This window comes from Myxococcus sp. CA040A (assembly GCF_013336725.1).
In the GTDB taxonomy this organism is placed as follows: Bacteria; Myxococcota; Myxococcia; order Myxococcales; family Myxococcaceae; genus Myxococcus; species Myxococcus llanfairpwllgwyngyllgogerychwyrndrobwllllantysiliogogogochensis.
Genome location: NZ_JABUMR010000003.1, coordinates 1,112,985 through 1,134,970 on the forward strand (window position 1 = coordinate 1,112,985; position 21,986 = coordinate 1,134,970).

Sequence of the window (21,986 nt, forward strand, 5' to 3'; positions counted from 1 at the left end):
GCATGACGACGCGGCTGGGGTGGGTGGTGGTGCTGGGGCTGTGTGTGAGCGGCACGGCGCTGGCCCAGGACGGTGGCGCGGCGAAGCCCACGGGCGACGCGGCGAAGCCCACGAAGGCCAAGGGCGCGAAGGCGGGTGACATCGCGCCGCTCGTGGACGCGACGAAGGTGGTGGAGGACCTGGCGCTGGACCTCCGCTACGCGACGGCGGACAACTTCCTGAAGAAGCAGGTGTACCCGGACACGGCGCGCTGCCTGCTGCTGCCGGAGTCCGCGCGCAAGCTGAAGGCGGCGGCGGACGTGCTGCGGCCCAAGGGCTACCGGCTCAAGGTCTATGACTGCTACCGGCCCCGGGCCGTGCAGTGGGAGATGTGGAAGATCATGCCCGTGCCCGGCTACGTGGCGGACCCTCGCAAGGGCTCCAACCACAACCGGGGTGGGGCGGTGGACCTGACGATGGTGACGCTGGAGGGCAAGGAGGTGGAGATGCCCACCGCCTTCGACACCTTCACGCCGGAGGCGCACCACGGCTATGCCGGTGGCAGCGAGGCGTCGCGCAAGCACCGCGAGGTGTTGCGAGAGGCGATGGAGGGCGCGGGCTTCGCGCCCAACCGCATGGAGTGGTGGCACTATGACCTGCCGGATGCGAAGTCCCGGCCGGTGCTGGACGTGCCCTTCGCTCCGGTGAAGTAGCGCGAGAGTCCAAGGCCCCGGCTCCATGATGGAACCGTGATGCAGCCGGGCGCCACCTGCGGCACGCTGGGCTGAATCCGAAGGGAAGGCTCCGCCCGGTGTCCGCGTTGGTCCCACGATGAAGACCGCTCTCTTGCGCTCCCTGTGCGGTGTCCTCCTGTGTCTCGCCACGTCGGCGTGGGCACAGGCGGGCACGGTGGCGGGCTCGGTCATCCAGGCGCGGAGCCAGCAGCCTCTCGCGGGGGTGAAGGTCTCCGCGACGTCCCCCGTGCTCCCGGCGCCGCGCACCGTGCTGACGGACGCGAAGGGCCACTACCAGCTCGCCCAGCTCCCGGCGGGTCTCTACGCGCTGCGCTTCGAGAAGGAGTCCTTCCAGGCCGTCACGCGCGCGGACGTGAAGGTGGAGTCGGGCCAGACGCTCACCGTGCAGGTGGAGCTTGCGCCCGTGACGTCGTCCCCGCCCGCCGCCGCGACGAATGGCACCGCGTCCCACGCTTTCGCTCCGCTGGCTCCGTTCGCTCCCCCGCTGCGACTGGAGTCGGACGGTGTCGCGTGGATGGTCGTCCCCCGGGCCGGGGACATTCGCGACCGGGCTCCACCGTGGGCGCTGCCCCAGCTCTCGGTGCTCGGGCCCGACGGTACGAACCAGAGCCTCTTCGCTCCCGGCAGCAAGCCCCTGCGTGACTCGGACACGCGGGGCCACGGCGTCAATCCGACCATCGACACGGAGGAGGAGCGCATCTCCACGTATACGTTCCAGGTGAGCACGGCTTCGTACGCGCTGACGCGAGGCTATCTGGAGCGCGACTCCCTGCCGGCGGAGGAGGCCGTGCGGGTGGAGGACTTCGTCAACAGCTTCGAAGTGGGCGAGGACGGCGACGTGGTGGGCCCGTTCGTCATCCACGTGGAAGGCTTCCCGTCGCCAAGTCGCAAGGGCTACCACGTGGTGCGAGTGAGCGTGCGCGCACGCGAGTCCTTCACCGACGTGGGCGTGCAACTGGAGTTCGACCGGAAGGCCGTGGCCCGCTACCGCCTGGTGGGGTACGAGAACCAGTCCGCCACGCCGGAGCCGTTCGACGATGACGCGGAGCCAGAGTCCGTGCCGCTGGCGGCGGGCACGTCCGTCACCGCCATCTACGAGGTGAAGCTGATAGGGCCCGCCATCGCCTTCGGCACCCTGCGCGTCCTCTATGAAGAGGGCGAGAACACCATGTGGCGCCGCGTGCAGAAGCTGCTGCCCTCCAGCGTCCTGCGCTCGTCCTCCGCGCGCGTCGCCGCCTCCACGCGGCTTGTGTACGTGGCCGCCGCCTTCGCGGAGAAGCTGCGCGGCTCCTACTGGACGCGCACGCTCGACTGGCCGCGGCTGCACGCGCTCTGGCAGGACATCGGGGAGCCGCTGGTGAGCCGTCCGGACGTGGTGGAGTTGGGCGCGCTCATCAAGAAGGCGGGCGCGTTGGACCAGCGCAAGGACCGCTTCGGCCCCCCAGGCTCCCTGTCCACCATGGACCCCGACACGGGCCCGGGTCCCGGAAGGTAGCCGCGAGCATGCTCCGCAGGCTGCTGCCCATGCTCGTCGCGCTGCTGCTGGGCCTCGTCGGGCTCGGCTGGGGACTGGGCTACCTCCATCGCATCTTCGCCAACGAGCGGGAGGACGCCCGGCTCTCGCTCGACTCGCGGCGCGAGGCGCTGGAGCAGTATGCGCGCGCGTCGCTGACGCAGTCCCTGCACGACAAACTGGAGGCCGCGAAGCCCGCCCTCGAGGCCGCGGTGGCGGACCCGCTGGCTCCCGACACGGGCCTCTACCTGCGCGAGCGCGGCACCCAGGTGCTGCCCCGCCTCGCGCTCCACGACACCGGTGACGTCTCGCCGGCCCGCGAGCGGTATGCGCGGCTGCGCGCCGGCACGGAGGTGTCGGAGGACCCGGAAGACCCATGGGCGGAGCGGCTCGTGAGGACGCGGGCGGTGGAGCTGGCGCTCGCGCGGGGAGACCGTCGCGCGTCCACGGTGGCGCTGATGGCGCTCTTGCAGCACCGCTCGCAATACGTGCTCGCCTCCACGCGGGACGTGCCGGGCCTGCTGGTGGTGCTGGAGTCGCTGGCGGAGCGCGGCGACCCGGTGCCGCAGCTCATGCAGGCGCTGGTGCGGGATGGCCTGGCGGACGGCAAGGGTGGCCGGCTGGATGGCCTCCAGCGGCTGCTATTGTCCCGCCGCTCGCGCTTCACTCCGGTGGACTTCCAGTTCCTGCTCGAGCGGGTGGCCGCGCTCTCCACGAAAGTGGGCGCGCCGGTGGACGACTTCGAGTCGCGCGCTCGCGAGCTGACGGCCCGTCCGCTGCCCCTGCCGGCGTCCCTCCCGGGCCCGGCCCTGGTGCGCGCCGGCTGGTACCTGGAGCCGCGCGGTGGCAACCAGGTGCGAGGCGTGGCGGTGGATGCGTCGGAGCTGCTGGAGTCGCTCACGCGCGAGATGCGCGAGCGCGGGTTGCTGGACACCGAGGGCAAGGTGCGGCTGCTCGGGGACGCGGCGGTGCTGTCGCTGGACGCGCTGCCGTTGTCGGTGGCCACGCCCGAGTGGGCCCGGGCCCAGGCCGCGCTGGAGAGCCGCTACCGCTTGAAGACGGGCATGGTGGTGCTGTGCGCGGGGCTGGCCCTGGGCATCGCCGCGCTGGCCTTCCTCGCGCAGCACCGCAAGTACCGCTTCCTGGAGCTGAAGAGCGACTTCGTGGCCACGGTGTCGCACGAGCTGCGCACGCCGCTGGCCTCCATCCGCCTGCTCGCGGAGACCCTCGAGTGGCGGCTCGCCGAAGGCACGGACGCCCGGGACTATCCGGCGCGCATCGTTCGCGAGGCGGATGGGCTGGGCTTCCTGGTGGAGAACCTCCTGTCCTTCAACCGCATCGACAAGGGCCGCTGGGTGCCGAGGCTGGAGCCGGTGCGCCTGGACGAGCTGGTGTCGCTGCTGCGCAGGGACCTGGAAGCCTGGTCGAAAATCCCCGTGGAGTTGGAGGCGGAGGTGGGCGAGCTGGAGCTGCGCGCCGACGCCCAACTGCTGCGCCTGTTGCTCTCCAACCTCGCGCGCAACGCCTGCGCCTACAACACCCGCGTCCCCGTGCGCCTGCGCGTGGAGGCGCTGCCGGGTGGACGCGTGCGCTTCTCCGACAACGGCGTGGGCATTGCTCCGGGAGACTGGGAGCGCGTCTTCGGCGAGTTCGTCCGCCTGCCCGGGCAGGGGCGCGAAGTCCCCGGCAGTGGCCTGGGGCTCGCGCTGTGTCGCCGCATCATGCGCTTGCACTCCGGTACCCTTCGCGTGGTGGCCTCCAGTTCCGAGGGCACCACCTTCGAGCTCTCCTTTTCCCCCAACGCGACGCTATGAACCCCACCCAGCCCACCATCCTGCTCGTGGAGGATGACCCGAACCTGCGGCTCGCGCTGCGCGACAGCCTGGAGCATCAAGGAGGCTACGCCGTGGAAGAGGCGGCCTCCGTGCGCGAGGCCCGCGAGCACCTGGCCCGCGGCGCCTTCCAGCTCATCCTCCTGGACGTCATGTTGCCGGATGGCGACGGCTACACGCTGTGCCGGTCGCTGCGCGAGGAAGGTGTCACGTCGCCGGTGCTGATGCTCACCGCTCGCACGCTGGAGGATGACGTCGTGCGCGGCTTCGAGGCGGGCGCGCAGGACTACCTGGGCAAGCCCTACCGCCTGCGCGAGCTGCTGGCCCGGGTGGGTGCGCTGGTGCGCCGCGCGGGTGGCGGTGCTCCGGCGAAGCAGGTGCGCTTCGGCGGCTATCGGATGGACCTGGACCGCCGCAAGCTGGAGACGCCCGAGGGCGCGAACGTGGAGCTGACGCGCACGGAGTTCGACCTGCTGGCCTTCCTCGTGCGCGAGCGTGAGCGTGTGCTGCGCCGCGATGACATCCTCGACGCGGTGTGGGGCCGCGACATCGTCGTGGACCCGCACACCGTGGACAACTTCGTCTCCAGCCTGAAGAAGAAGCTGGGGTGGAACAGCGCCTCGCGCTTCGCCATCCAGACGGTGCGCGGCGTGGGCTACCGCATGGAAATCGAGGCGCCCTGACGCTCAGCGCAGCGGGTTGTTCGCCATCCGCCGCGACAGGCCTTCCAGCGCGGGGTGGTTGGACTCCCGCGTGCGAGCCCGCATCGACTGGATGAGGGCTCCCGTCTCCGGCGCATCCACGCGCATGAGGGCCTGGGTGAGGGCCTGCTGGACGTCTCCGGTGTAGTTCAGCCAGGCGTTGACCAGGGCCTCGGCGGCCACGCGGCGCACGTCACCTTCCTCCGGAGCGGCCTTGGGCTGGGACGTCTTCCACGCCCAGAAGGAGCCGATGTCGCCCAGCGCCACGGCGAGCCGCCGGGCCTCCGAGGGCGCCGGGGTGCGCGCGAGGGCCTCCGCCAGCGCCTGGGCGACCACCAGCCTGCGACACTGGCCCATGGCCTCGCGCACCGTCTCTCCGCGGAAGCCCTCCTGGGGGGACAGCGTGATGAGCAGCGCCGCGGCCTCCGGGGACTCCAGCTTCGCCAGGGCCACCGCCGCCGCACGGCGCGCGGGCCTCCGCGTCTCCGCGCCTTCCAGCAGGGTCTTCCACAGCGGCAGGAGTCGCGCGTCCCGCAGGTCCCCGGTGGCCTCCACCATGCCCACCTGGAGGGCCAGCTTCGCCGAGTCGCGCGCGGGTTGAGTCGCCAGGCCCGCGTCGAAGACCAGCCGCTCCACCATGGGCCACAGCGCCTGCGCACCCAGTTGTCGGAACAGCGGCGCGGTGGCGGCGAGGGTGCCCCGCTTGCGTGAGTCCAGCACCTCCACCTGGGGGATGACCGCTTCCAGGCGCGCGAAGGCCTCGGGCGTCTGCTGCCGCGCGCGGGCCACTTCTTCTCGCAGCTCGCCCAGTCCATCCACAGGGGGCGTCTGGGCGCTGGCGGGCGAGGTGAACCACAGCATCAACAGCGCGGCGCCCAGGCCGGCGGACAGTGTGTGAGTCATCGGCCGCTCTCCCACCACTTCGTTGAAGGCACTTCGCGCGCGCTGTTCGTCGCGCAATGAACCTCGCCACCTCCCAGGTGGTAGAGGTCCCAGGTGTCCGTCCAGTGCACCCGGATGCCGTGAGAAGCCAGCGCCTCTTCGAGCTGCACCTTGAAGATGTCCTTCCCATCGATGACGAGCCCGTGCGGGTCCGGCGCGATGACGAGCGAGCGGGACACCGACAGGAGATTCACCGTCCCGGGTTGCAGCGCCGTCGCGCCGTTCGGCGCGTTCTGGAAGAGGAAGGGCACGCGGACAATCTCATCGTCGGTGAGGCCCGTCGCTTCACGCAGGATGAGCAACTGCTCGTCGATTTCGAGCGCCGCCCGCGCGTTGGCGTCCATCACCCCGGCATGGTTCAACAGCTCCGACACCGTCGCTTCCGCGGGCCGGTCATACGGCCAGCGCATGCCTGTGAAGAGCTTCGCTTCGCCATGTCCCTGGGCCTGGGCGTTCTGCAACATGCGCCGCGCCTGGGCCGGGTCCGCCACCAGCGCAATCCAGCCGCGAGGCGTGTCGGCGGGAAGGAAGCTGAGCGTCTCGTCCACGTGGGCCACGGCGAGCCAGGACGTGTCCAGGTACACCGGCGGTTGCACGGCCTGGGCCTCCAGCATCTTCGTGAAGCTGGGGTCCGGCTGGAATTCGGGCTCCGAGTCGGGACCCCGGCCGCGCAAGAGCCGCCCCAGGGGATACTTCACGCCGTCCTTCTCGTAGGGCGGGATGACCTCCGTGTTGCCCAGGGAGTTGAGCGTCTGGGATTCGGAGGACATGCCCGTCTGGTATTGCTGCACCGCCGCCTGGTTCCTGCCCCGGAGCCAGTAGACGATGCGGCCCGCCTCTCGGAGCGGGGCCTTGGTCGCGCCCCAGTTCACGTTGGCCGAACGGTAGTTGACCTGGATGACGTGCTGGGCGCCGCCACCCTCGAGCCGGGGCATCGACATGTATGCGGGCTCGAAGTAGTCCTGCGCCCACAGGTCCTCCACCGCGAACTCGGAGAAGGCCGTCGGCTCCCCGGACTCGGCGAGGGCCCTGCCCAAATCGCCACGGAAGCGCGACGAGTCCTCGATATCCAACCGCGACACGTAGACGTTCCGCACCGGCGTCAGGTGATGGAACATCACCACCGGCGCGACGCGCAGGCGCACCGTGTCCTGGAACCGCTCCTGCGGCCGATCCACGTGGTAGATGGACAGCACCACGTCCGCGTACCCGTCCCACTCCGCCGGGTCCCTCGCGATGTCGTTGGCCTCGATGGCGATGTTCACGCCCTCGCGCAGGTTCTTCGCCGACAGGGGCAGGACGTTGGCGATGCGGAACGAGACGAACTCCCCATCGATTTGCTTGAACAGGCGCACCTTGTCGCTCGCGGGCCCCGTCACGGAGATGCTCCCCACCGCGTAGCCCGGCGCGTCCGCCCAGCGCTCGACGCGCAGCCGCGCCAGGTCCAACAGGTCCTCGTCCCCATTCACCTCCGAGTCCCGCGCGTCGTTGCAGGCCGCCAGCGCGTCATCACTCAGGATGGAGGAGGACATGCTGAAGGCGCAGAGCTCTTGGTCATCGTCGATGTTGGCCAGGAAGATGGCGCCCCGGTCGGCGGTCCACGCGTCCTCGCCCGCCTCGTCCTCCGCGTCCACCACGCCATCGCGGTTCACATCCGCGAGCAGATTCACATTCGGCTCGAAGGGCGCGGTGAGCCGGTCCGAGTTCTGGCTCGTGTCGTTGCCCGAGTCGAAGGCGGAGCACCCGCTGAACAGCACCAGCGAGAGCAGCACGCCCAGGGGCACGCAGGAGGTGACGCGCTGTTCGGGAGGTAGGTTCATGAAGGTCCGGGTCGATGGATGACCGGTCCGGTGCCGGGGGGCACCCATCCATCGTTTGCGTTCATACGAAATGCATCCTGGCCTTGGGTTCAAGCAACATCGGGTGCGTCCCGGGGCGGCCTTCGCGAGGCAAGTGATGGTTGACATCGCGTCCGCTTCCGTCGAGGCGACCCCGGGGGAGGGCAGGCGAGCGGGGCTGAACGCGCTGTAACTTCGGACGCCTCCGCGGGTTCAATCTCCAGCCATGCGCCTTGTGTTCCTCTGCTCCCTGGTGGCCGTGCTGCTCTCATGTGCGAGCACCCCGCACCCCGTCCGTGGTGAGGCGCCGCTCGACTTGGGGCCGGGCGCGGAGGTTCACCTGCTCCAGCGGTGGGCCTTCGGTCCGTCGGAGCGTGACCTGGCCGAGGTCCGCGCGTTGGGCGTGCGGGGCTGGGTGGAGGCGCGACTCGCGCGGCGGGACGCGCCGATGTCACCGGTGCTGGAGGCGAAGCTCCGGGAGCTGCCCACCCTGACGATGTCGATGACCCAGCTCGTCAGTGACTACCCCGGCAAGAGGGAGCGGGAGCAGGCGCTGCTGGATGGCCGGGAGTTGTTGCCGACCGCGCGCATTGGCCTGGAGCTGTCCGCCGCCAAGGTGCTCCGGGCGGTGGAGGGACCGAATCCACTGGAGGAGGTGCTGGTGGACTTCTGGTTCAACCATTTCAACGTGTCCGCGAACAAAGGCGCGGTGCGGTGGATGGTGACGTCGTACGAGCGTGACGCCATCCGCCCGCATGTCCTCGGGCGCTTCAGGGACTTGCTGGGGGCGACGGCGCGCCACCCGGCGATGCTCGTCTATCTGGACAACTGGACGAGCACTCGCGACGGCCTGCCGAAGCTCGGGGAGCGACTGGCGAGGCGCGGCGTGGCTCCGATGATGATGGAGGAGGACGGCGACGGCGATGACGAGCCCGCGGTGTCCGGGCCGAGGCCGGGTCTCAACGAGAACTATGCGCGCGAGCTGCTGGAGCTCCACACGCTGGGCGTGGACGGGGGCTATTCACAGCAGGACGTGCGAGAGGTGGCGCGCAGCTTCACGGGGTGGAGCATCCGGCATCCTCGCCGCGCGCCGGAGTTCCTCTTCCGACGGCGGGCGCATGACAGGGAGGCCAAGCAGGTCCTCGGACAGGTCATCCCCGCGCGCGGTGGCGAGGCGGATGGAGAGAAGGTGCTGGACCTGCTCGCGCGTCACCCGGCCACCGCGCGCCACGTCGCGATGAAGCTGGCGCGGCGCTTCGTCTCGGACACGCCGCCGCCCGCGCTGGTGGACCGGTTGGCGAAGGTGTTCCTCGACTCGGACGGGGACTTGCCCACGGTGTATCGCGCGCTCATCGACTCGCCGGAGTTCTGGGCTCCCGAGGCACGAGGGGCGAAGGTGAAGACGCCGTTCGAGTTCGTGGTGTCCGCGCTGCGTGCGACGAGGGCGCAAGTGGAGGTGCGTCCCCGGCTGGTGCAGGCGCTGGCGAGGATGGGTGAGCCGCTCTACCGCGCGCCCGCGCCCACGGGCTTTCCTGAAGGGGCGGCGCCGTGGGTGAACAGTGGCGCGCTGGTGGCTCGGCTCAACTTCAGTCTGGACCTGGTGTCGGGGCGGCTTCCCGGAGCGCGTGTGACACTTTCGTCACTCGCCACGCCAGCGACACCCACGGCGGAGGCCTGGGTGGACACATTGGGGCACACGCTGTTGGGGACAGCGCCCTCGGCGGAGACACGGGCCACGGTGCTCGCGGCGCTGTCTCGTCGCACCGAGGCCGCCAGCGCTGAAGGAGAACCAGGCCCCGTCGACGTGCAGCTCATCGCGGGGTTGCTGCTTGGCTCACCCGAGTTTCAACGGCAATAGCGTTGCGCTCGTCAGGCGCCTGGTGCTGGCTTGCTAGATTTGCCTGTATTGCCGTAATTTTCGGCCTTGGCTTGGGTGTCTCACGGACCGCCCGGTCCCAATCGAGTCAGGAGCTTCCTTGTGAAGATGTTTCATCCGAGACGGTGCGCCGGAAGTACATCCATCGAGTCGCATGCAGGGTGCCTGGATTCACGCGCTACCTTGCGTGTCGCGGTGATGTCCATCGTGGTGGGGCTGATGGGTTGTCAGGTCGGGGGGCTCGACGAAGAGCTCGCGGGCCGTGAGGAGGCAACCTCCACCGAGGTCCTGCTGGAGCGACACCCGAGAGACCTTCCGGTGGCCAGTGGCTATGTGGATGCACATGGCGTCGAACACTCCCTGAGTGCCGATGTCGCCACCCGTGGCACCGTGAGGGCGCAGGTCGACTATCCGGGCTGTGATTTCGACTACGCCGATGCCTCCAGGCTGACCTACCGTGGCTACACCGTCACGGGGAGCGGCGGCGTTCGCAACGTCCGCGTGGCGTGGTGGCACGTTGTCCCGGCCGACATCGCGCTGCTGCCGGGTGCGAGTGGCTCCTATGCGCGGACCCGGCTCACCCAGGCCTCGGGATGCGGGACGAACAGTGCGTACACGACGGCTCCGCTGAGCGTCACTTTTCTCAACAGCTACACGGATACCCTCACGGGTCTGGTCGTCAATCGATACGAGGTCTCACACACCTTCCAGGTCAGTGGTGTGGACTTCGAGCAATACGCCGGATTCTCATCCACGTTCCGGCTCATGACCGACTGTGGAGGCCTGGGCGCCGTCTTCCCCCAGACGCAAGCAGATGTCTTCTCTCCCCAGTCCTTGCTGGCCGCGGGGGATGGTACTTCGCTGGTGGTGCGAACCGACGCCAGTGTCTGGGGCGCGGGCTACAGTGGACATGGCAGCCTGGGGGACGACTACCCTGAGGACCACTCCGCGCAGAATCCGCTGCGAGTGTCGGTGTTGAGTTGCATGAAGACGGTGTCGTCCTCGTATCTGAGCGTGCAGGGGCTGCGCTCCGACGGCACGGTCTGGGGATGGGGCAACAACTTCTTTGGCCAGCTGGGTATCGGAACCCAATCCTCTGCCCACTACACTCCCACGCAGGTGCAGAACCTCACCAATGTCCGAGCGGTCTCGGCCGGTCCCTTTCATTCCCTTGCGCTGCGCTGGGATGGAACCGTCTGGGCCTGGGGGGCGGGTTACTACGGGAAGCTTGGGACTGGAACGGAGGACTCCTTCATCGTCCCTGTCCAGGCGACGGTCCCCACGGGGCTCATTTCGGTGTCGGCGGGAGGCAGGTACAGCATGGCCTTGAGGTCCGACGGCACCGTCTGGACCTGGGGAATCGATGGCACGACGCCGCAGAGCAATCTCCCCGTGCAGAAGCCTGGGTTGAGCGGTGTCATCTCCATTTCAGCTGGGGAGGCTCACTCGTTCGCACTCAAGTCCGACGGCACGCTCTGGGCCTGGGGAAACAACAGCCACGGTGAACTCGGTGATGGCACGACGACCTCCCGGAATACACCCGCCGTGGTTCCAGGCCTCGTCGACGTCGTCGCCATGTCAGCGGGAACGCGCCATTCGCTCGCGCTCAAGGCGGATGGCACGGTCTGGGCCTGGGGGTTGAACGACAAGGGGCAGTTGGGGGATGGCACGGTCCTCACGCGGCTCTCACCGGTGCTGGTGGCCGGATTCGAGCGAGGGGTGGCGGTGAAGGCGGGCTTCGACCATTCCCTGGCCATGCGTGCCGATGGTGTTGTCTTCGCCTGGGGCGACAACACGAACGGACAGGCCGGCAACGGAACGGAGGGCAACCACCACCTCACCCCGATTCTCTCGTCCTTGCGTTGATGGATGCGTGAATCAGCGCGCCTCCCGCCCAGCCACCTGACCCGAGGTGGCTGGGACCTGGATGCGTGGCGCTCGTCTGGACGGACCCAGGGCGCGAGTTCCTCGTGAAAGAGGATAGACTTCCAGCCATGGACAGAGTCGCCCTCTTCTTCTGGCTGTGGGTGCTGTTCCTCGCGGTCAACGTGATGTGGGCGCTGGCGCAGGCGGTGGTGGCGAGTGCCTTCGGGGCTCGACCGCTCGCGGTGCGGATTGGTTATGGGCCCCAACTGGTGGCGTGGCGCATGGCCGGTATCGGCTGGAGCCTGCATCCCATCACCCTGGGCAGCTCCGCGTCGTTCGTGCCGGAGCAAGACGATGCTTCGCCCGAGCCGCCGCTCAAGAGCCGGCTGCTCAAGCTGCCTCCGCCGCTGCATGCGCTGGCCCTGGCCGTCCCCTGGTACGTGCAGATTGGCGTCGCCATGGCGTGCCTGGGCCCCGCGGAGGGCTTCCATCAGTTCACCGAGGGCTTCCCCGCCGTGTTCAACGTCGCCGCGCTGCCGGGCCGCGTGGAGCGCTTCGTCGGGTTGCTGCGAGAGGGCGAACTGGTGCGCGCGTGGGGCATCATGAGCGCCCGGATGGCGGCCCTCAACCTGCTCCCCATTCCCTCGCTGGCGGGGGGCTACTTGATGCTCCTGCCCTGGCGCGACAAGTCCCCGACGTGGGTGCGCCCGGTCGCCGCCGTGTTGCTCGCCGTCTCGCTGGTGTGGGCCGCGTGGGTGGCGTCGCTCTTCGTCCGGGCGATTCTCTGAAGCCCCGTCGCACTGGGTCCTCCGGGAATGTCTGGAGGAAGGGAAGTGGGGACCCTGACTCGCGGCCGGGGATTTGGCACGGATGCTCGTAACTTCCGCCCGGGTCCGGTGTTGTGTCCCTTGAACGGCCCCGCGGAATGGCCAGGGCCTCCTTTCACTCGCCGGAGCCGCGCAAGCCCATGAGTCCGCTGCTGTCTCGTCGCCTCCTGCTGCGCGCCCTGGGGCTCTCGGGCGTGGGGCTGGCTTTCGCTCCAACGCTGTCGAGCCGCGCGCTGGCCGCCCCGTCCTCGCGGCGCACCCTGGTGACGGTGTTCCTGCGAGGCGGCGTGGATGGCCTCTCCCTGGTGCCTCCCGTGGATGACGCGGCCTATCACCGCGCGCGTCCCACGCTGGCGCTGCGCAGGACCGGGGAGGGCGCGGCGCTGGCGCTGTCGGGCCCCTTCGGATTGCATCCCCGGCTGGAGCCCTTGTTGCCCTTGTGGAACGAGGGCCACCTGGCGGTGCTGCACGGGGTGGGACTGCCCACGCCGGTGCGCTCGCACTTCGACGCGCAGGACTTCGTCGAGTCGGGGACGCCGGGCCGCAAGTCGACGCCCGATGGGTGGCTCAACCGCGCCCTTGGTGTCGAGGAGTCCGCCGCGCCGCTGCGAGCCGTGGCCCTGCAAGCCACGTTGCCCCGCGCGTTGTTCGGTGACGCGGGCGCGCTGGCGATGGGACGGCTGGAGGAGTTCCGCCTCCGCGTGGGCAAGCGAGGCGCCGAGGCGACGCGCGGCTTCGCGGCGCTCTACGCGGGCGCGGTGGACGAAGCGTTGCGCACCACGGGCCAGGGCGCCTTCGACGCGCTCTCCCAACTGGACGCCGAGCACCTGTCGCGACTGCCGCCGACGTCGGGCGTGGAGTATCCGCGCGGCCCGCTGGGCCAGCGACTGGGGGACATCGCGCGGCTCATCCGAGGCGACGTGGGCCTGGAGGTCGCCGCGACGGAGATGGGCGGCTGGGACACGCACGCGGCGCAGGGCGCGGCCACGGGCACCTTCGCCAATCGGTGCGCGGAGCTGGCGGGCGCGCTGTCCGCCTTCGCGCGGGACGTGGGGCCGCTGCTGGAGCGGGTGACGGTGGTGGTGCTGACGGAGTTCGGCCGCACGGTGCGGGAGAATGGCAGCCGGGGGACGGACCATGGCGTGGGCAGCGCGATGCTGGTGCTCGGCGGCGGCGTGAAGGGTGGCCAGGTCCACGGGCGCTTCGAGTCGCTCACCCCGGACCGGCTCCAGGACGGGCGGGACGTGCCCGCGTGGACGGACGTGCGCGCGCCGCTGGCCGAGGTGCTGCGTGCCTGCCGCCCTGGCGTGGACCTGACCCGGGTGTTCCCCGGCTTCACGCCCGGCGCGCCGCTGGGACTCTTCGCGTAGCGCGGCTCGAGTTCGTGCAGACTGGAGGGGCCCATGGTCCGGCCTCGTCGCGTGCTCGTCATCCTCGTCTCCATCTTCGCGGTCGCCTACCTCGCCCTGTGCCTGGCGGCCTTCGTGCTCCAGCGCCCGTTGATATACCCGGCGCCCAAGGCCCCCATCCCGCTGCCGGCCGAGCTCGGCTTCCGGCACCTGCCACTGCCAGCAGACACGTTCGTGGACGTGCTCCATCTCCCCGCGCCGCCCGGCGCCCCGACGGTGGTGCACTTCCATGGCAATGGAGAGCAGTTGTTGGGTCAGCTCGACCTGGGCACGGTGCTGAACCAGAACGGGCTGGGCTTCCTGGCCGTCGAGTACCCGGGATATGGCGCGTCGCCCGGACAGCCCACGGAGCAGGGCATCTACGCGGCGGCGGAGGCGGCGCTGGCGATGCTGCGAGCGCGGGGCGTGACGCCGGAGCACACCGTGCTCAGTGGCCGCAGCCTCGGCACGGGCGTGGCCGTGGAGATGGCGCGCCGGGGACACGGCTCGCGCATCATGCTGGTGTCGCCCTACACGTCCCTCACGGAGATGGCGGCGCAGCTCTTTCCCTTCCTCCCTGCGTCCCTGTTGGTGAGGGACCGCTTTGACTCCACGTCGAAGGCGCCGGACATCACCTTGCCGGTGCTCATCATCCACGGAGAGCAGGACACGCTCATCCCGGTGGAGATGGGGCGCAGGCTGGGCGCGCGCTTTCCCAGCGCCACCGTGGAGACGGTGCCCGGGGCGGGCCACAACGACGTGTTGGAGAAGTCAGGCCCCGACCTCGTGCGGCGCCTGGCCGTGTTCGCCCTGGGCGGAACCTGAGCAATGCCCCGAGGCGCGTGAGTCCACCGCGCCCCGAGGTGTTTCGTCAGTGGACCTGTGAAGGGGACTCGGTGTCGACGGACACTTCGCGCATCAGCTCCGCGGTCTCCTCCGCCTTGAGCTGCTTCACCAGGTCCGCCTGCGCCACCATGCCGCAGACGGTGCCGTCGTCGTCGAGCACCACCATGCGGCGGACCTGGTTCTGCTCCATCAACTCCAGGCAGTCCTCCAGGCTGGTGTCTCGATACACCGTCGCCGCGGGCATGCTCATCGCATCGCTCACGTTGAGCATGTAGGGGTCCTTCCCCTTCGCGATGATGCGACAGGTGATGTCGCGGTCGGTGATGACGCCGATGGGCTTGTTGTCCACGTCGATGACCGGCAGGGCTCCGCAGTCACACTCCACCATCCACCGCGCGGCCTGCTCGATGCCGGTGTCGGGCAGGCAGGTGACGGGGTTCTCGGACATGACTTCTTCGACGTTCATGGGGGCCTCCCGGGGCGAGTGTCTCTCCGCCTCAAGGTGGGCCTCTCCCCGGAAGGCGACAGCGTGAGACCCGGGTGTTCGCCATTCGGTCGGCCCGGGATGCGGGGGCGCGGTTCGAGGACCGGACAGCGGTGGGGCAAGGGTCCGAGCCGATGAAGGGCCCCGGACCCCTTGTCCCTCAGTCGCGCGGAAGCCGCTGCTCGTATTCGGCTTCCAGGCGGGCGTGCGTGGACCAGAAGCCTCGGGGCGCACGGCCGGAGAGATGGTCGTCGAGGATGCCCAGGTGGGTGTCCCAACCGCTGGCGACACTGACCCGGTCCGCGCGCGTGGTGAGCTGTCGATGCGTCAGGACGAGCAGTACCTCGGTGCCGCGCTCGCTCAGTTCGAACGACACCTCGGAGGGTGCGCCCGTCTGCTCGGCCCAGGTGTAGCTCAGCGCGTGGGGTGGCTCGTAGCGAGTGACGTGGCCGAGGTGCCGATGGCCGTCGCGCATGACCTCGTAGCGTTTCGGCAGGGGCTCATGGGAGAGCGTGGAGTGGAGGAAGCGCAGCTCGACGCGGCCTCCCACGCGCGGCTCCAGCTCTCCGGCGGCCAGCCACTTGCCGCGCTTCTCCGAGTCGGTGAGGAACGCCCACACGCGCTCGATGGGCCCGGGCAGCACGCGCTCGATGCGCACCGTCTGGGGCTCCGTGACGATTCCGTACTCAGCCATGGCGGGGCTCCAGCGCATCGGGCGCGGCGAGCGCGCGCGTCAGGGCGGTGAGCATGGTGGCCCAGCCCGCCTGGGTCCGGTCGGCGTACTCGGCCCACTTGGACGACATGACGTGCGTCAGCGTCAGCTCGCAGCCGGTGCCCTGGGGACGAAACTCCAGGCTCACCCGGCTGATGTCCTCCTCCGCCAGGTTGTCCTCCCGGATGGCCCAGGTGAAGACGAGACGGTGGGGGCGGTCGACCTCCAGGTATGTGCCGATGTGGTCGATGTCCATGTCCCGGCGGCGCACGAGGAAGGAGAACGTGCCGCCCACGCGGGCATCGAGGTGGAGGTGGACGACCTGTTCGTCACGCACGCGCGGGCCGAACATCCACTGGCCCAGGAGCTTCGCGTCGACCCAGGCGTCGAAGACGCGCTCGACGGGTACGTCGAAGTGGCGCACGAGCTGGACCTGGATGGGGGCGTGGGGACTCACCGGGAGCGTCCTTTCTTGCGGGGGGAGGAAGGGGGCGTGGGCGCGTCCTCTCGGAGGAGGGCCTCCAGGACGTCGAGGCGCTCGCTCCAGAAACGCTCGTAGTACTGGAGCCAGTCCTTCACCTCCGAGAGCGGCTTCGCGTCCAGTCGGCAGACGTGCGTGCGGCCCTTCACCTCGCGGCGCACCAGCCCCGCGCGCTCCAGCACCTTGATGTGTTTGGACGCCGCGGCCAGGGACATCCGGAAGGGCGCCGCCAGCTCTCCGACGCTGCGCTCATGTACGGACAGGTTGCGCAGCATCGCCCGGCGCGTCGGGTCCGACAGCGCGTGGAAGGTGTTGTCGAGCTGGGCGAGACGTTGTTCAACCATGAGGTTGAATATAGGTCCGTGCGTGGGACTGTCAACCGACGAAGCCCGTGCCGCCGTGGGCCGGGGAGGCTGGTACGCTCGCCCGCGCCTTTCGTTTCCGGGAGAAGACCTCATGTCCGATGCCTCCCCGCCCGTCATCGGCATCATCGGTGGCAGCGGCCTGTACCAGATTGACGGTTTGAAGGACGTCGCCTGGAAGAAGGTGTCCTCTGCCTTTGGCGAGCCCTCCGACGAGTTGTGCTTCGGCACCCTGGAGGGACAGCGCGTGGTCTTCCTGCCGCGCCATGGCCGGGGCCACCGCATCGCCCCGAGCGACATCAACTTCCGGGCGAACGTGGACGCGCTCAAGCGCAGCGGGGTGACGGACCTGCTCTCGCTGTCCGCGGTGGGCAGCCTTCGCGAGGACCTGCCGCCGGGCGTCTTCGTGGTGGTGGACCAGTTCATCGACCGGACCTTCGCGCGGGAGAAGAGCTTCTTCGGCACGGGGCTCGTCGCGCACGTGTCCATGGCGAAGCCGGTGTGTTCGCGGCTGGGGGACGCGGTGATGGCCGCCTGCGAGAACCTGGGCGTGGCCGCGCGGCGGGGCGGCACCTATCTGGCCATGGAGGGACCGCAGTTCTCCTCGCTCGCGGAGAGCCGCCTGTACCGGACGTGGGGCTGTGACGTCATCGGCATGACGAACATGCCGGAGGCGAAGCTCGCCCGGGAGGCGGAGCTTTGTTACGCGACCGTGGCCATGGTGACGGACTTCGACTGCTGGCATCCGGACCATGACGCCGTCACCGTGGATCAGGTCGTCTCCGTGCTCCTGGGCAACGCGGGCAAGGCGCGCGGACTGGTGAAGCAGGTGACGCCGCTGCTCGGTGGACACGAGGGGCCCTGTCGCCAGGGTTGTCAGCGCGCCCTGGACCACGCGGTCATCACCGCGCCTGAGGCTCGGGATGCCGCGCTCGCGCAAAAGCTGTCCGCCGTGGCCGGCCGGGTGTTGAACCGATGAAGGTCCAGGGCAGGCCCATGCGCACCATCTGGCTGGAGCCCGACGGGCAGGCGGTGGGCATCATCGACCAGACTCGCCTTCCCCACGCCTTCGTCACCGCGCGGCTGGGCACGCTGGAGGAGGCCGCGCACGCCATCCGTGCGATGCGTGTGCGAGGCGCTCCGCTCATCGGCGCCACCGCCGCGTATGGCGTCTGGCTCGCGCTGCGCGAGGACGCTTCGGATGCGGCGCTGGCGCGGGCCCGCGAGGTCCTGGGCGCGACGCGTCCCACCGCCGTCAATCTGCACTGGGCGCTGGAGCAGATGCGCCAGTTGCTGGAGCCGCTGCCCGTCTCGGAGCGTCCGTCCGCCGCGAAGCAGCGCGCGGCCGAGCTGTGCGACGAGGACGTGGCCATCAACCGCGCCATGGGTGGGCACGGCCTGAAGTTGCTGGAGGCCGCCTGGGAGCGGAAGGGACGCCAGGGGCGGCTGGAGGTGCTCACCCACTGCAACGCGGGGTGGCTGGCGACGGTGGACTGGGGCACGGCGCTGTCGCCCATCTACCTGGCGCACGACGCGGGCCTGCCCGTGCATGTCTGGGTGGATGAGACGCGTCCGCGAAACCAGGGCGCGGGGCTGACGGCCTGGGAGCTGGGACAGCACGGTGTCCCTCACACCGTCATCGCCGACAACGTGGGAGGCCACCTGATGCAGCATGGGCAGGTGGACTTGTGTCTGGTGGGCACGGACCGCACCACGGCGCACGGAGACGTGGCGAACAAGATTGGCACCTACCTGAAGGCGCTCGCGGCGAAGGACAACGGCGTGCCCTTCTACGTGGCGCTGCCTTCGCCCACCATCGACTGGAGCCTGCGAGACGGGGTGCGGGAGATTCCGATTGAACAGCGCGACGGCACCGAGCTGAGCGACGTCACCGGGCGACTGGCCTCGGGTGAGGTGGCCACGGTGCGGGTGACGCCGGAGGGCAGTGCTTCCGCCAACTACGCCTTCGACGTGACACCAGCGCGGCTGGTGACGGCGCTCCTCACCGAGCGAGGCGTGTGCCCCGCCTCCGAGGAAGGCCTGCGCTCCCTCTTCCCGGAGCGGGCGGGGAGGGCTTCGTGAGCAGCCGGGATGACCGCGCCTCGCGCGAGGCGATGATTACCACCTGCCGGAAGATGAACGCGGCCGGACTCAACCAGGGGACGTCCGGCAACCTGAGCCTGCGCGTGGCGGAGGGCTTCCTGCTGACGCCCACCGGCATGGACTACGACGTGCTGGAGCCGGAGGACATCGTCCTCATGCGCCTGGACGGGAGCCATGAGGGGCGCCGTCTTCCGTCGTCGGAGTGGCAGCTCCATCGGGACCTCCTGGTGGCGCGCCCGGAGGTGGGCGCGGTGCTGCATGCGCACTCCATGTTCTGCACCACGCTGGCCTGTCTGCGCCGGGGCATCCCCGCTTTCCACTACATGGTGTCCGCGGCGGGCGGCGTGGACGTGCGGTGCGCGGCCTATGCGACGTTCGGCACCGAGGAACTGGCGCGCCGCGTGCTGGAGGCGCTGGAGGGACGCAAGGCGTGCCTGATGGCGAACCACGGCATGCTCGCGCTGGGCGCGGGCCTGGCCCAGGCCTTCAAGCTGGCGGTGGAGGTGGAGACGCTCGCGGCCATGTACTGGCGGGCGCTCCAGGTGGGCGAGCCGGTGCTCCTCGACGATGAGGAGATGGCGCGCGTGCTGGAGAAGTTCAAGACGTACGGGCAGCAGTCGCCGCCCGGAGGTCGCTGAAGGCGCGCCTACGCCGCGCGCAGCGTGAGCACCGTCACCTCGGGAGGGACGCCCAGACGAAAGGGCAGCCAGTGGCCGGTGCCGCCGGACACGTAGAGCTGGTGGTCCCCGCGCCGATAGCGGCCGAGCATGTACTGGAAGGCGAACCAGAAGGCGGGCACGCCGAAGAACGCCACCTGGCCGCCGTGGGTGTGGCCGGCGAGCGTGAGCCGGGCGCCGCGCTCGGCGGCGTGGTTGAAGAAGTCGGGATGGTGGGACAGGCAGAGGACGACTTCGTCCGAGGCGGTGTCCTGGAAGGCCTTCTCCGCGGATTGGCGCATGCGCTCGGCCTTCACGCGGTGGCTGCGGCCGGACATGGGGTAGTCCACGCCGACGATGCGCACGCGCTGGCCGCCGTGCTCGATGACGTGGGACGAGTCCACCAGCAGCCGCACCGGGCCGCCGCGCTCCTGGGATTGGGCGTATGCGCCGAGGACCTCGTCCAGGCCGCGCCAGTGCTCGTGATTTCCGAGCACCGCCAGCATGCCGTGGCGGGCGCGGCAGGACTCCAGCGCGGCCATGGTGCCGTCGAGCTGGTCCAGGTCATCAATGAGGTCACCCGTCATGACCTGGAGGTCGACCTGGGCCTCGTTCATCGCGGCCACCGTCTCGCGCAGGTAGTGGGTGTCGATGAAGGTGCCGACGTGGACGTCGGTGATTTGCCCGATGCGAAACCCGTCCAGCGCGGCGGGCAGGCCGGGCAGGCGCACCTCCACCGACTTCAGCGTGAAGCCCGTGGCGCCGCCCGCCAGGCCCACCGTGCTCGTCCCCGCCGCGAGCAACGGCACCGCGCGCCCCGCGTTCGTCAGCAGGCTGCGCCGGCTCATCCCACCCAGGGCGGGGGGTGGAGTGATGGGGGCAATCGCGTCGGAAGCGAGCGGGGCGGAGGGCACAAGCTCCGGGCTCTTCCTGTCCACCCACTTGCGCAGCAGGGCGATGGGCGTCCCGGCGAGCACGACGATGATGGCGGAGATGGACCACCCGACGGCGAGGATGCGCAGCGCGGCGGGCAGCTCCACGTGGGTGCCCGCCAGCAGGGGGAACAGCCACACGGCCAGGGACATCACCGAGCCGCCCAGCAGCACCCACCGCCGCCACCCACGCAACAGGTCGGGCCAGAGCGCGCGCAGCACGGCCCATGCGCCCACATAGACCAAGAGGAGAAGCAACGGCCTGACCATCCACACACTCCCACGCGCTGAAGAGCGGGAGTCATAGCGGCGACCCGCCTGCCTCGCCGCACGAAGTGGCTCAATGTAGGAGAGGACGGGGCCTCGTGCGAGCCGGGCTCGGCCGGGAGCAGGGGAGCGCCAGGCCGCCCTCCCTACGCGCAAGTCGGGTGTGGCATTCCCGCGAGGAGCGAATCAGCGGTGGGTGCCGGGGCTGGCCATGCGCAGGTGCGCGTGCAGCGTCTCCGTGCGCAGGTAGAGGAACTGGGCGTCGCCGAAACCCAGCGCGTCGCCGTCCGTGAGCAGGACCTCCTGCTCCGCGGTGAGCGACGAGGCGTTGACCCACGTTCCGTTCATCGAGCCCACGTCCTTCACCGAGCAGTCGCCCCGTGACTCGTGCCACTTCAGCGTGGCGTGGTGCTTGGAGACGGATGGGTCCGGGACGAGCAGCGCGCAGCCCTCCATCCTCCCCACGGTGAGTTCGTGGCCATCCATGGCGGGACGCAGGAAGTGGACCTCCAGCGCGTCGAAGCCCCGGAGCATGACGAAGAGGCGGTCCACCAGTCGGCTGCGATGGGCCATGCCCACGGTGCGCGCCTCACCCAGCCGCATCGCCACCTGCTGGAAGACAGGCTCGGGCGGCTGTTGGACGAGGACCACGGGCCCGGAAGCGTCGAGGAAGGCTTCCAGGGTTGCCAGGGCGAACGGGCGAAGTTGCTTCACGGACGGCATGGTGGCCGCAACTTAACCTGGAGGACGCGCTGGACGCTCGCGCCCTCCGCGCGCTCCAGGCTCCCGTCCACCAGACAACGCTCCTGTGCGAGGGCGCCGGAGCCCGCGCGACCAGGATGAGCGGAAGCTTTCACGACGGGCGTTCTCGCACCCAATCCATGCGCAGTGATTGCGGCGGGCTGTAATCCCAGACTCGGGAATGGGCTGAAAACATTTCAGATAGCGGCAATCAACGATAGAGGAGGAAATACAAACATTGCATATGGGCAGTGGGGCTCAGGTCGGTGAGCTCCATCACCAGGAGAACCCATATGAAAGCGCTGTCATTCATCGTGGTCGCGGGGCTCGCCGTTGGAATGCTCACGGGCTGTGGTCCCGAGACGTCTTCGCCCGAGGCCGTCTCCGGAGAGCTGGGCCCACGTTATGAGGCGACGCGCGCCGATGGCACGCCCGTGACGGTGCGGGATGCCTCGGGAGAGAACAACCTGAGCGCGCAGTCCATCGAGGGAGAGCGCACCCTCACCCAGGCGGCGTGCTGGGTGACGCTCCAGTGGTGTAGCGAGCCGGGCACCGGCGACATCGTCTGCACCCAGAACGGCGGCTGCACCACCGCGCAGTTCATCGCGGCGTGCATCTCGCTGGCTGAAGATATCTGCGGAATCTGAAGCATCCGTGGATAGACAGCGTCAGTCCGTAAATCGGGCTGACGCTGTTCCGCTGCTTGCCTGATTCCTCTCACTTTCCGTGGGGCCTGACATGGTTCCAGGGAGGCGTGGGTGTGCGACATTGGACAGCCGAGCGCGGGGCCCACGCACGCGGGGCATGCCAGGGTTGTGCGTGGTGCGGTGCGTCGTGAGACAAGGCTTTGCTCGGGTGACGTCTCCGGTTACATCCTCGTGACAC

At 69.6% G+C, this 21,986-nt stretch carries 21 protein-coding genes; 13 read left to right on the top strand and 8 right to left on the bottom strand.

Annotation, left to right across the window (positions count from 1 at the left end; all coding sequences use genetic code 11):
• Positions 1-2 precede the first annotated feature (2 nt).
• From ddpX to HUA75_RS16575, 4 genes are all read left to right on the top strand, one after another.
• Positions 3-692, top strand: coding sequence for a D-alanyl-D-alanine dipeptidase (gene ddpX, locus HUA75_RS16560; RefSeq protein ID WP_174465137.1), 690 nt, complete (start codon positions 3-5; stop codon positions 690-692).
• A gap of 118 nt (positions 693-810) precedes the next feature.
• On the top strand, positions 811-2,229 hold the full coding sequence (locus tag HUA75_RS16565) for a von Willebrand factor type A domain-containing protein (RefSeq protein WP_174486936.1): 1,419 nt from the start codon (positions 811-813) through the stop codon (positions 2,227-2,229).
• 8 nt (positions 2,230-2,237) lie between these two features.
• Complete coding sequence (locus HUA75_RS16570; protein WP_174465123.1) at positions 2,238-4,061, top strand: HAMP domain-containing sensor histidine kinase; 1,824 nt, start codon at positions 2,238-2,240, stop codon at positions 4,059-4,061.
• The gene (locus HUA75_RS16575; protein ID WP_141642968.1) at positions 4,058-4,762 is read left to right on the top strand and encodes a response regulator transcription factor; all 705 of its coding nucleotides are present in this window, start codon (positions 4,058-4,060) and stop codon (positions 4,760-4,762) included. The genes HUA75_RS16570 and HUA75_RS16575 overlap by 4 nt, the downstream gene beginning before the upstream one ends.
• Positions 4,763-4,765: 3 nt before the next feature.
• On the opposite strand, the gene HUA75_RS16580 is transcribed toward HUA75_RS16575, so the two are convergent.
• Both HUA75_RS16580 and HUA75_RS16585 read right to left on the bottom strand, forming a co-directional pair.
• Positions 4,766-5,683 carry a hypothetical protein gene (locus HUA75_RS16580; protein ID WP_174486937.1) on the bottom strand — a complete coding sequence of 306 codons (918 nt, stop codon included), beginning with the start codon at positions 5,681-5,683 and terminating at the stop codon, positions 4,766-4,768.
• The gene (locus HUA75_RS16585; RefSeq protein ID WP_174486938.1) at positions 5,680-7,542 is read right to left on the bottom strand and encodes a protein-arginine deiminase family protein; all 1,863 of its coding nucleotides are present in this window, start codon (positions 7,540-7,542) and stop codon (positions 5,680-5,682) included. The genes HUA75_RS16580 and HUA75_RS16585 overlap by 4 nt, the downstream gene beginning before the upstream one ends.
• A 244-nt stretch (positions 7,543-7,786) precedes the next feature.
• Here HUA75_RS16585 and HUA75_RS16590 point away from each other — a divergent pair, with 244 nt between their 5' ends.
• From HUA75_RS16590 to HUA75_RS16610, 5 genes are all read left to right on the top strand, one after another.
• Entirely contained in the window at positions 7,787-9,418 is a 1,632-nt protein-coding gene (locus HUA75_RS16590) for a DUF1800 domain-containing protein (protein ID WP_174486939.1), read from the top strand.
• 201 nt (positions 9,419-9,619) lie between these two features.
• On the top strand, positions 9,620-11,302 hold the full coding sequence (locus HUA75_RS16595; protein WP_217446088.1) for a hypothetical protein: 1,683 nt from the start codon (positions 9,620-9,622) through the stop codon (positions 11,300-11,302).
• A 128-nt stretch (positions 11,303-11,430) separates the two neighbouring features.
• Positions 11,431-12,090: a site-2 protease family protein gene (locus tag HUA75_RS16600; protein WP_141642973.1), complete on the top strand. Its 660-nt coding sequence runs from the start codon at positions 11,431-11,433 to the stop codon at positions 12,088-12,090.
• A 179-nt stretch (positions 12,091-12,269) separates the two neighbouring features.
• Positions 12,270-13,499 (top strand): DUF1501 domain-containing protein, encoded by a 1,230-nt coding sequence (locus HUA75_RS16605; protein WP_174486941.1) that lies wholly within the window; start codon positions 12,270-12,272, stop codon positions 13,497-13,499.
• Positions 13,500-13,532: 33 nt separating this feature from the next.
• A complete protein-coding gene (locus HUA75_RS16610; protein ID WP_174486942.1) occupies positions 13,533-14,342 on the top strand; it encodes an alpha/beta hydrolase in 810 nt (269 codons plus the stop codon).
• A gap of 46 nt (positions 14,343-14,388) precedes the next feature.
• Here HUA75_RS16610 and HUA75_RS16615 read toward each other — a convergent pair whose 3' ends face one another.
• The 4 genes from HUA75_RS16615 to HUA75_RS16630 all read right to left on the bottom strand — a co-directional run bounded on the left by HUA75_RS16615 (position 14,389) and on the right by HUA75_RS16630 (position 16,384).
• Positions 14,389-14,829, bottom strand: a complete 441-nt coding sequence (locus HUA75_RS16615) for a CBS domain-containing protein (protein ID WP_217439553.1) — start codon at positions 14,827-14,829, stop codon at positions 14,389-14,391.
• Between the two features lie 178 nt (positions 14,830-15,007).
• Positions 15,008-15,541 carry an SRPBCC family protein gene (locus HUA75_RS16620; protein ID WP_174486943.1) on the bottom strand — a complete coding sequence of 178 codons (534 nt, stop codon included), beginning with the start codon at positions 15,539-15,541 and terminating at the stop codon, positions 15,008-15,010.
• Positions 15,534-16,016 (bottom strand): SRPBCC domain-containing protein, encoded by a 483-nt coding sequence (locus tag HUA75_RS16625; protein WP_141642977.1) that lies wholly within the window; start codon positions 16,014-16,016, stop codon positions 15,534-15,536. Before HUA75_RS16625 ends, HUA75_RS16620 begins: the two co-directional genes overlap by 8 nt.
• On the bottom strand, positions 16,013-16,384 hold the full coding sequence (locus tag HUA75_RS16630; RefSeq protein ID WP_141642978.1) for a helix-turn-helix transcriptional regulator: 372 nt from the start codon (positions 16,382-16,384) through the stop codon (positions 16,013-16,015). The genes HUA75_RS16625 and HUA75_RS16630 overlap by 4 nt, the downstream gene beginning before the upstream one ends.
• Positions 16,385-16,496: 112 nt before the next feature.
• On the opposite strand from HUA75_RS16630, the gene HUA75_RS16635 reads away from it, so the two are divergent.
• The 3 genes from HUA75_RS16635 to HUA75_RS16645 are packed head-to-tail and all read left to right on the top strand — an operon-like array spanning position 16,497 to position 19,143.
• On the top strand, positions 16,497-17,381 hold the full coding sequence (locus tag HUA75_RS16635; RefSeq protein WP_174465115.1) for an S-methyl-5'-thioadenosine phosphorylase: 885 nt from the start codon (positions 16,497-16,499) through the stop codon (positions 17,379-17,381).
• Positions 17,378-18,484 (top strand): S-methyl-5-thioribose-1-phosphate isomerase, encoded by a 1,107-nt coding sequence (mtnA, locus tag HUA75_RS16640; RefSeq protein WP_174486944.1) that lies wholly within the window; start codon positions 17,378-17,380, stop codon positions 18,482-18,484. The genes HUA75_RS16635 and mtnA overlap by 4 nt, the downstream gene beginning before the upstream one ends.
• A 32-nt stretch (positions 18,485-18,516) precedes the next feature.
• Entirely contained in the window at positions 18,517-19,143 is a 627-nt protein-coding gene (locus tag HUA75_RS16645; RefSeq protein WP_141642986.1) for a class II aldolase/adducin family protein, read from the top strand.
• Positions 19,144-19,151: 8 nt separating this feature from the next.
• Here HUA75_RS16645 and HUA75_RS16650 read toward each other — a convergent pair whose 3' ends face one another.
• Entirely contained in the window at positions 19,152-20,363 is a 1,212-nt protein-coding gene (locus HUA75_RS16650) for a metallophosphoesterase (RefSeq protein ID WP_174486945.1), read from the bottom strand.
• 183 nt (positions 20,364-20,546) lie between these two features.
• Positions 20,547-21,083 carry an FHA domain-containing protein gene (locus HUA75_RS16655; RefSeq protein ID WP_141645028.1) on the bottom strand — a complete coding sequence of 179 codons (537 nt, stop codon included), beginning with the start codon at positions 21,081-21,083 and terminating at the stop codon, positions 20,547-20,549.
• Positions 21,084-21,394: 311 nt separating this feature from the next.
• Here HUA75_RS16655 and HUA75_RS16660 point away from each other — a divergent pair, with 311 nt between their 5' ends.
• Positions 21,395-21,748: a hypothetical protein gene (locus tag HUA75_RS16660; RefSeq protein ID WP_141645029.1), complete on the top strand. Its 354-nt coding sequence runs from the start codon at positions 21,395-21,397 to the stop codon at positions 21,746-21,748.
• The last annotated feature ends 238 nt before the right edge of the window (positions 21,749-21,986 follow it).